This is a genomic window from Mycobacterium angelicum (assembly GCF_002086155.1).
Classification (GTDB): domain Bacteria; phylum Actinomycetota; class Actinomycetes; order Mycobacteriales; family Mycobacteriaceae; genus Mycobacterium; species Mycobacterium angelicum.
In genome coordinates, this window is sequence record NZ_MVHE01000113.1 from 1 (window position 1) to 8,991 (window position 8,991).

Annotated in this window: 3 protein-coding genes and 2 pseudogenes; 2 read left to right on the plus strand and 3 right to left on the minus strand. The window is 67.2% G+C overall.

Going from position 1 to position 8,991, the window contains the following annotated elements; all coding sequences use genetic code 11:
• Positions 1-727, plus strand: a pseudogene (locus BST12_RS32355) (PE family protein); the annotation flags it as partial.
• 59 nt (positions 728-786) lie between these two features.
• Entirely contained in the window at positions 787-3,960 is a 3,174-nt protein-coding gene (locus BST12_RS27805) for an ATP-binding protein (RefSeq protein ID WP_083116414.1), read from the plus strand.
• 25 nt (positions 3,961-3,985) lie between these two features.
• On the opposite strand, the gene BST12_RS27810 is transcribed toward BST12_RS27805, so the two are convergent.
• The 3 genes and pseudogenes from BST12_RS27810 to BST12_RS34420 form a co-directional block, all read right to left on the minus strand.
• Entirely contained in the window at positions 3,986-5,227 is a 1,242-nt protein-coding gene (locus tag BST12_RS27810; protein ID WP_083116410.1) for a glycosyltransferase, read from the minus strand.
• Positions 5,228-5,250: 23 nt separating this feature from the next.
• Positions 5,251-8,424 carry an adenylate/guanylate cyclase domain-containing protein gene (locus BST12_RS27815; protein WP_083116411.1) on the minus strand — a complete coding sequence of 1,058 codons (3,174 nt, stop codon included), beginning with the start codon at positions 8,422-8,424 and terminating at the stop codon, positions 5,251-5,253.
• A gap of 94 nt (positions 8,425-8,518) precedes the next feature.
• A pseudogene (locus BST12_RS34420) lies at positions 8,519-8,991 on the minus strand (PE family protein); the annotation flags it as partial.

The following is an 8,991-nucleotide window of genomic DNA, read 5'->3' on the forward strand; positions in this document are numbered from 1 at the left end:
CCTGTTCGGCACTGGCGGCGCCGGCGGGGCGGGCGGAATCGCCGTCAACGCCCAGGGCGGCACGGGCGGACAAGGTGGCGCCGGAGCACTGTTTGGCTCCGGCGGCGTCGGCGGTGCGGGCGGGCAGGGCAGCACGACTGGCGGCACCGGCGGCCAAGGCGGATCCGCCGGGCTGTTCGGCCTCGCAGGCGCCGGCGGCACCGGCGGGTCGAGCATCAACGGCGACGGTGGCACCGGCGGATCCGGAGGTGACGGCGGGCTGTTCAGCTCGGGCGGAACCGGCGGCACCGGCGGGACCGGAAGCAGCCAGCTCGGCGGGTTCGGCGGCAGCGGCGGCAACACCGGATTCTTCGGCTCCGGTGGCGCCGGCGGCGCCGGAGGTTTCGGCGATATCGGCGGTTCCGGCGGAGCTGGTGGGATCGGCGGACTCTTTGGCTCCGGCGGTGCCGGCGGAACCGGAGGCGACGGCAACGCAGCCGGTGGTGAGGGCGGACCGGGTGGCCTCGCCGGGCCGATCGGCAATGGCGGCAACGGCGGTGCAGGCGGCAACGCGGTGTCGATCGGCCCCACAGTCGGGGGCGCCGGGGGCGCTGGTGGTGGCGCCAATCTGATCGGCAACGGTGGCAACGGAGGCAACGGCGGACTCGCCAAGACCGTGGGCACCGGCGGCGCCGGCGGATCCGGCGGGCGCCTGTTCGGTCAACCCGGGATCAATGGGTTGCCATGAGCTGCGCCAGCCGGGCAAGCCGCTGAATGCACCGGTCGCGGCGTCCTATTCTGGTGCCGATGACTGCCGTGCTGACGTGCCCCCGATGCGGCGCAGAATTGCGGCCGACCGCGAAGTTCTGCGGCGAGTGCGGCTCACCGAGCGCGGCGTCCGGTGCCCCGGCCGAATACAAGCAAGTTACCGTGCTGTTCGCCGATGTGGTCCATTCGATGGAGATCGCCGCGGCGGTGGGCGCAGAGCGGTTGCGCGAGATCATGGCCGAACTTGTCACGCATACGGCGGCGGTGGTGCAGCGATACGGCGGCACGGTGGACAAGTTCACCGGAGACGGCGTGATGGCGGTATTCGGCGCACCGAACGCCTTGGAAGACCACGCCTTGCGGGCCTGCCTTGCCGCGCTCGGCATTCAGGCCGAGGTCGTCAGCTTGGCAGCGGAGTTCGACGAACGCGACGGCATCGACCTGCGCCTGCGGGTAGGGCTCAACTCGGGGCAGGTCATCGCCGGTGAGATCGGTTCCGCCGCTTTGGGTTACACGGCCATCGGCGAACAGGTGGGGATGGCTCAGCGAATGGAATCGGTCGCGCCGCCGGGGGCTGTGATGCTCAGCAACTCCACGGCGCGACTGGTCGAGAACGCCGCGGCGCTCGGAGAACCGCAATTGGTGCACATCAAGGGCGTCGCGGACCCAGTGCGGGCGCGCCGGCTGCTGAGCGTCACCGAGCGGCCGCAGCGCAGCGGTGTCGCGTATTCGACGTTGGTGGGCCGCGACTGGGAACTGGCCACGCTGACGGCGATGCTCGATCGCTCGATGAAAGGCCGCGGCTGTGTGATCGGCGTGGTGGGACCTCCCGGGATCGGCAAGACCCGGCTGATCGCTGAAGCCGCCCAACTGGCGAAAGGTCGCGGCGTCGAGGTGTATTCCACCTTCGGTGAATCACACGCCACCGAGGTCCCGTTCCATGTGTTGACACGTCTGTTGCGCGCGACCGGCCCGCTGGGAGCCCTTGTCCCGGACGCCGATCCCCAGGACCTGCTGCTGCTTGACGATCTGTTGGGCAGGGCCGATCCCGATGCGGAGCTGCCCAAGATCGACCCCGACGCGCGGCGACGGCGGCTGACCGCACTGATCAATTCGGCCCAACTGAGCCGCACTGAGCCGGCGGTCTTCATCATCGAGGATGCGCACTGGATCGACGCGGTCAGCGAATCCATGCTCGCCGAATTCCTTTCAGTGATACCGCAGACGCCCGCACTGGTACTCGTCACCTATCGTCCCGAATACCACGGGGCGCTGACGGCGCTTTCCGGCGCGCAGACCATCGCCCTTGCGCCACTGAGCGATTCGGAAACCGCGACATTGCTCGCTGAAATGCTTGGTGCCGATCCAACCGTCGATCAGATCGGCAAGGTCATCGCCGGACGCGCGGCCGGAAATCCCTTTTTCGCCGAGGAAATGACTCGTGAACTCGCCGAGCGCGGCGTACTTGTCGGTGAGCGCGGCAGCTATGCCTGCCGGACCGATGTGGCCGAAGTCAGCATGCCCGCCACATTGCAGGCGACCATCGCCGCACGCATTGACCGGCTCAGCTCGGCGGCCAAGCACACGCTTGTCGCCGCGGCGGTGATCGGCGCTCGCTTCAGCGGCGACCTGCTGGCGGTCTTGGAGGTCGATCCGGTTGTCGACGAGCTGATCGACGCCGAGCTCGTCGACCAAGTGCGATTCACCCCGCGCGCGGAATACGGGTTTCGGCATCCGTTGATCCGTACGGTCGCTTACGAATCACAACTCAGAGCTGATCGCACCGTGTTGCATCGACGGCTCGCCACCGCGATCCAAGCCCGCGAGCCGGAATCCGCCGAGCAAAACGCCGCACTGATCGCCGAACATCTGGAGGCCGCCGGTGATCTGCCCGCGGCGTACGGCTGGCGCATGCGCGCGGCCGCCTGGTTGACGAGCCGCAACATGGCCGCAGCACGACTCAGTTGGGAGCGCGCCCGAACGATCGCCGACGCACTGCCCAATGGGGGGCCCGCCGAGGACCCGGACCAAACCGCCATGCGCATTGCCCCTCGCACCATGCTGTGCGCGACCGCCTATCGAAACCGTGCGCACGATGCCGGCGCTCGCTTTGACGAATTGCGGGAATTGTGCGCCGCCGCAGGGGACAAGAGGTCGCTGGTGATTGCCATGGCCGGGCTGGTGATGGATAGCGCGTATCAGGGCCGGATCCGCGAGGCCTCGCGGCTGGCATCGGAAGCCATGGCCGAAATCGAGTCGCTCGGCGACCCGACGTTGACCGTAGGGCTGTCCTTTCCGGCGATCTACGCCAAGATCGAGAGCGGCGAATGGCCCGACGTGCTGCGATGGTCGCAAAGGGGTATCGACCTGGCCGACGGTGATCCGTTCAAAGGCAACTTTATTTTCGGATCTCCGCTAGCGCTTGCCTTCACGTCCCGGGCTATGGCCCGCTACTGCCTCGGTCTTCCTGAATGGCGCGCCGACCTGCGCCACGGCCTGGACATAGCCCGCAGCGCCGACCCCCTGACCTACGCTGGGTCCGTCGCCTGGGCTTACCTTCCGGGAATCCCGAATGGCGCGCTGGCTGCCGACGATACCGCGGTGGGTGAGATCGAGGATGCGGTGCGGTTTGCCGAAAGATCGGGCAACGACATGGCCCTGGCCTTTGCGAGGGTGGCGCTGGGCATCGCCCTGGTACACCGTCGAACGGCTGCCGAGCGTGACCGCGGACAGACGCTTCTGGTCGAGGTCAGCGACGTGTTCGTCCGCCATGCACATAATCTCGGCGATCGACCGCTGGTCGACGTGTACGTGGCACGCGAAAGGGCTCGGCGTGGAGATCGCGACAAGGCGATCCAGTTGATGTGCGCATCAATTGAAGGCCTGGTTCGTGAGGGACAGCTGCTGGCATGGGGCATTCCAGCTACCGGGGTTCTGGTGGAGACACTGCTGGAACGTGCGGCTGATGGCGACTCTGCGGGCGACTCTGCGGGCGATAAGGCCCAAGCCGAAGCCGCGATCGACCGGTTGGCGGCAGCGGTTACCGACGGCAGTTTGGCGGTACGCGACGTTCTGCTGCTGCGGCTACGCGCCTTGCTGGCCCGGGCTCACGGCGACACTGCGGCCTACACACTATTGCGCGACCGCTACCGTGAACTGGCGAAAACCTTTGGCTTGGCAGGACATATCGAGTTGGGCGAGGCAATGGCGTGACGCCGGTCACGCTTCTACGGCGTGTTCACCCGGCGCTGCGGCCAAGCACGCGCTGCTCGAATAGCTCTGCGCCGCGGGCCGTCCCGCCGGTGGCCTCGAAGCCGGCGGCGACGCGTTCTGCCCCGTCCGTCATGGCCATCGCCTCGCGCACCTTGGTGCGTAGTCGCGACGGCGAGAGTTTCCCGGCCGGCAGCCGGGTGCCGCACTTGGCCACCTCGACGCGCCGCGCGACCTCGAGTTGGTCACGCCCGTAAGGCACGACGCACACCGGAACGCCGCGGGCGAGCGCTTTTTGGGTCGCTCCCATGCCGCCGTGGGTCACCGCACACACCGCGCGATCCAGCACGGGACCGTGTGGAACGAATTGCAGCACAGTCGCATTGGGCGATGCGGCTATTTCGTCCAGGCGTCCGGCCGGCAGGGTTGCGACCACATGCACCGGCTCATCGTTCAGCGCGGCAATAGTGGTCTGGACGAGGTTGGTATCGGCTTGCTTCTCCGATGAGGTTGTGACGAGCACGATTGGCCGGTCGATCGACGCCAGCCAATCGGGGACGGTGCCCGACCCCGGATCGGCCACGCACGGCCCGATCATCTGGACCGCGTCACCCCAGTCCGTCTGCGGGTACTGGAATGGCTTGCCGCTCGCGACCAGCATCAGCGGCGGCCGGCGCAGAAACTGGTCTATCGACGTGACCGGCCGGATGTCGTCGACATCTGCGCGAATCATGTTGATCAGCGGCAGTATTCGCTTCTCGAGCGAACCGATCACGATAGGTCGCATTGCGGCGTCACGCGTCCGCCCCAATAATCCGGGCAGTGGCCGCAGACCCGGCCCGAACGGTGGCACGCCGTCGGCTTGCAGCGGCGGCGTGTACGGCGAGAAACAAGCCCACGGCAAACCACCGGCCTCTGCTGCCGACAGCGCACCCCAGCAGTTCACATCGACCAACGTCGCGTCCGGGCGGACCCGGGCTACCGCGTCGGCGAAATCGGCCACTTCCAGCACGCCGCGGCGGCCGAACGCCGCGAGCCCCATCTGCAGCGCGCCGCGGGGATTGGGTGCCTTCCAGTCGTCGAGCTCGATCGCTTCGATCCGCGGATCAATGGCATCTGTGGTGAAGCCGAACTGCCGACCGATTTCCACACCGGCGGAAAGTGTGCGTAGGTGAACCGTGTGGCCACGGCTGGACAGTTCGGCCAGCAGCGCGCTGATCGGCAACAGGTGACCGAGTGCGGGCGAGGTGTATGCCAGTACCGTTGCCATCTCCGTCAGTTCTGTGCTGGGGCTCAGGCGATCTCGTCGACCATGCGCCGCGCTTCGGCGAGCCGGCCGACGACGTCGAGCTTCTCACACAGCGACAGATACTGGTTGGCTTGCTCCGCGTAGTCGCCGGAATCGCCTGCCGCTTTGGCTAGCAACGCGCGGGATTTCAGCCACCACAGGTCCACCGCTGTAGTGCCAGGCCGCCCATCCCAGCGATCAACGATTCGGTGAGCTTCAGCGAGGTCGTCAAGCGATCCGCGCTCGATGAGCAGCGCGACGAGCGCCTCTCCCGTGCAGCCTACGAACACTGGACTGCCACATTCGATGTGCAGCGAGAACCAGGCACGAAGATCATCGATAGCTTTGTCCACTAGCCCTTTTCGCGCGGCATCGATCGCCAGCTCGGCACCAATGGTGGTCAGCGCGAGGACATGCAACTTGTGCTCTTCGATCAGGGCGCGTGCGCGCTCGAGCAGCCCGATCCCCTCGTCGTGTGCCGCTTTTTCGGCGCGCAGCAGGACCGTTCCACGGGCCCACAGCGTGGCGATGATGCCGCTGATGTCGCCCAGTGCTTCCGCACACCTCAACGCCTCCCGCGTCTCGTCGAGCAGATCGTCGGCCCGCCACATACCCAACATCGCAACGGTTCCGGAGTAGTGCGAGACCATCACGTAGTTGAGGGGAGGCAGCGTATGCGCTTGTGCAATGCCCTCTTGGAAATTTCGCCTGCCCAGCTCCGTGTCCCCGATGCACATCTCGATGACCGCGCGAAGAACCAGCGCTGCAACCTTTTCATTCGCCGGTACATCGTCGGGTAATGCCAGTATCGCGTCGATGACCCGTAACGCGGCGTCGAAATCGCAGTCGACGAACCGTGCAAACGCTATCGCATTGAGGATTATGGCCATTGTCGCCGCCTCGCAGGCGATGCTGTCGACCATGTCTTCCAGCTCCGATGCCAGCGCTACGGCCTCGGGGACGCGGATGTCGTTGATGCCGAACGACCAGATGCGTCCGGCGGTCGCGAGCGCGAGCGGGGTTAGGTCACCGGAGCGCATGGTGAGTTCTCGAAGTTCTTGGTAACGCTGATCAGCTCCGATGGCGTCGGTGACATAAAGCGCAGTAGAGATCAGCAACGCCCGTGGGGTGATTCGCATGGCGATGACGCCCTCGCTGTCATCGGCTAACCCGTCGGCGATAAGTCGGGCCCGTTCCCATGCTGCGCGGGCGGCACGCACATCGCGTGAACGGAGCCATTCCGCTGCGCGCAGATGCCAGCGGTACGCCTGGACGGGTTCGCCGCCCGCCTCGAGGTGCGTGGCAATCAATTCCGCGTTGGCGTCGACGGCACCGGAGTCGCGCGCCTCGATGGCCGCGGCCAGCGTTCGGTGCGCCCGCACCCGAATGGCGCTCAGCTGTGATTCGTAGGCCACCGTTCGCACCAGCGGATGGTGGAAGCAATACCGTTGTCGCGGAACGAATTCGACCTGATCGATCAATTCGGCCGACACCAGCTCGGCCAGACACGTGGACACGCTTTCCGTCAGCAGCGCCCGCAACGTGTCCACGTCGAAATGGTTACCGATCACCGCCGCGGCGTTCAGAATCGACTTCGTGGCTGCCGACAGCCGATCGATGCGGGCCGCCAGCACCGCCTGAACCGTTGCGGGAACGGTTATTTCATCTACATCGCCGATCAGCTGATAGCGACCGCGACTGCCCGACAGTACCCCACGGCCGCCCAGGTCCCGGACGATCTCCTCGGCGAAGAATGGATTGCCCGCGGCTGCGGCCGCGATTCGCTCGGCCAGATTCCGCAACGAGGTGTCGCCCCCGAGCAGGTGGCCGACCTGGCGGACCGACGCCGATTCGGTAAGTGGCCGCAGCGTTATCGTCTGACGCGATCGCTGGTGCAGCGCGCCGTGAAACTCCGGGCGGTACGTCATGACGAACATCGACGTCGTCTCGTCGAGTGCGGTGGCGAGATCGGCGAGGATGCCGTCGCTGGACTCGTCGACCCAATGGGCGTCTTCGAGGGCGAATACGATTCGGGCGGATCGTGACCGAACCGTCCGCGTCAGCGTTTCGACCAGCCGGCGGCGTCGCCCTTCGACGCTGAGTTGCACGGGAGGCGCCGCGGCGTCAGCGATCCCCATGGCCTCGAACAGGATCTGTGCTTCTGCGGAGTGCGGCGTGAACAGCGGGGCACATTGGGCCGCTACCTGTTCGCGGGCCTCGCCGGCGCCAAGGCCTTCCACGCTGAACATGGCGCGCAGCAGCCGAGACAACGCGCGAAACGCAAGCGTGCTGGTGTGGGCTTCGCAGCGGCCCACCACAATCTCAGCGCCCTGGCTCGCGGCGATCGTCGTGAACTCTCTGAGCAGGCGGCTCTTGCCCAGCCCCGGTGGACCGACGATGCCGACCAGGCAGCCGCGGCTATCGAACAGATCCTGCAACCGGTTCATTTCCGCGTCGCGGCCCAGCATCAGGCCTTCGTCGCGGCCCAGCACCGTGCGCTCGGATTCCATGGCGAGAAGCTGTCGGGCGGGCACGGGCTCGTCGTCGCCTTTGATCGCAACGTATTCGAGGGATCCGAGCCGGGTGGCGTCCTCGACGAGGCGTGCGGTGGACAGCGAACACATCACTCCACCCGGCGGCGCTGCTGCCTCCATGCGTTGCGCCATTCCGACGGGATGACCGACCGCGGTGTATCTGCCTTGACCGAAACCTATTTCGCCGGCGATCACTTCTCCCGAGTTGAGCCCCACGCGGAGCTGCAGCGAAACCTCGTCGCGGCGAAACACCTCGGCTGCAAGCTCATTGGTGGCGGAGTGGATCTCCAGGGCTGAAATGCAGGCCCGCAGCGCATGATCCTCGAGCGCTACCGGCGCGCCGAACAGTGCCATCAAGCCGTCACCGGTGAACTTGTCGACGGTCCCGTGATAGCGCTGCACCACCGCGGCCGCGCGGTTGAACATCTCGTTCATGATCTCTTGCAGCCGTTCGGCGTCCAATGCCGCCGCGAGCTTCATCGAGCCGACGACGTCGGCGAACAGCACCGTTACTTGTTTGTGTTCGCCCGTGGCCGGTCTGGGCGAGACGGGCGAGCCACACACATCGCAGAACCGGGCCTTGGCGCGCAGGTCATTACCGCACGACCCACACTGGCCGGTGGCCTCCGTGGCCTGGCTGAGCATCCGCAATCTCCTGCGCCCGTCAATTGGCCTCCTCATAATCGCCCATACCGCCGCGCAGCGGTACTGGGATTCGGGCGATCGGGCGCAAGCGGTGCTACTTATGCGGTGACGGCTGCCCTGCTATGCCGGCGTCCCCGTCGTGGCCGTAGAGATTCCCGCCGCTGCCCCCGAGGCCACCACTACCGGGGCGGCCGGCGATGGCAGCGGACTTGAGGAGGCCGCCGGCGTCACCGCCGGCGCCGCCGTCGCCGCCGTCACCGCCGTTGTACCGCAGGAACCCACCGCTGCCGCCGTTGCCGTAGCCCAGCCCACCGGCACCGCCGGCGCCGCCACTGCCGCCCTGGCCGCCGTCGCCGTCGTAGGACACACCACCGGCGCCGGGGGCCCCGTCGCCGCCCCGGCCGCCGATGCCGCCCATCCCACCGGCGCCGCCCGGACCGATCCAGCCCGTATCGCCCCCGGCACCGCCGGCTCCGCCGTGGCCACCGGAGCCGGCAAAGAACAGGCCGTCGCTGCCACGCCCGCCGGCCCCGCCGATTCCGCCGGTCCCGCCGGCACCCAGCAACC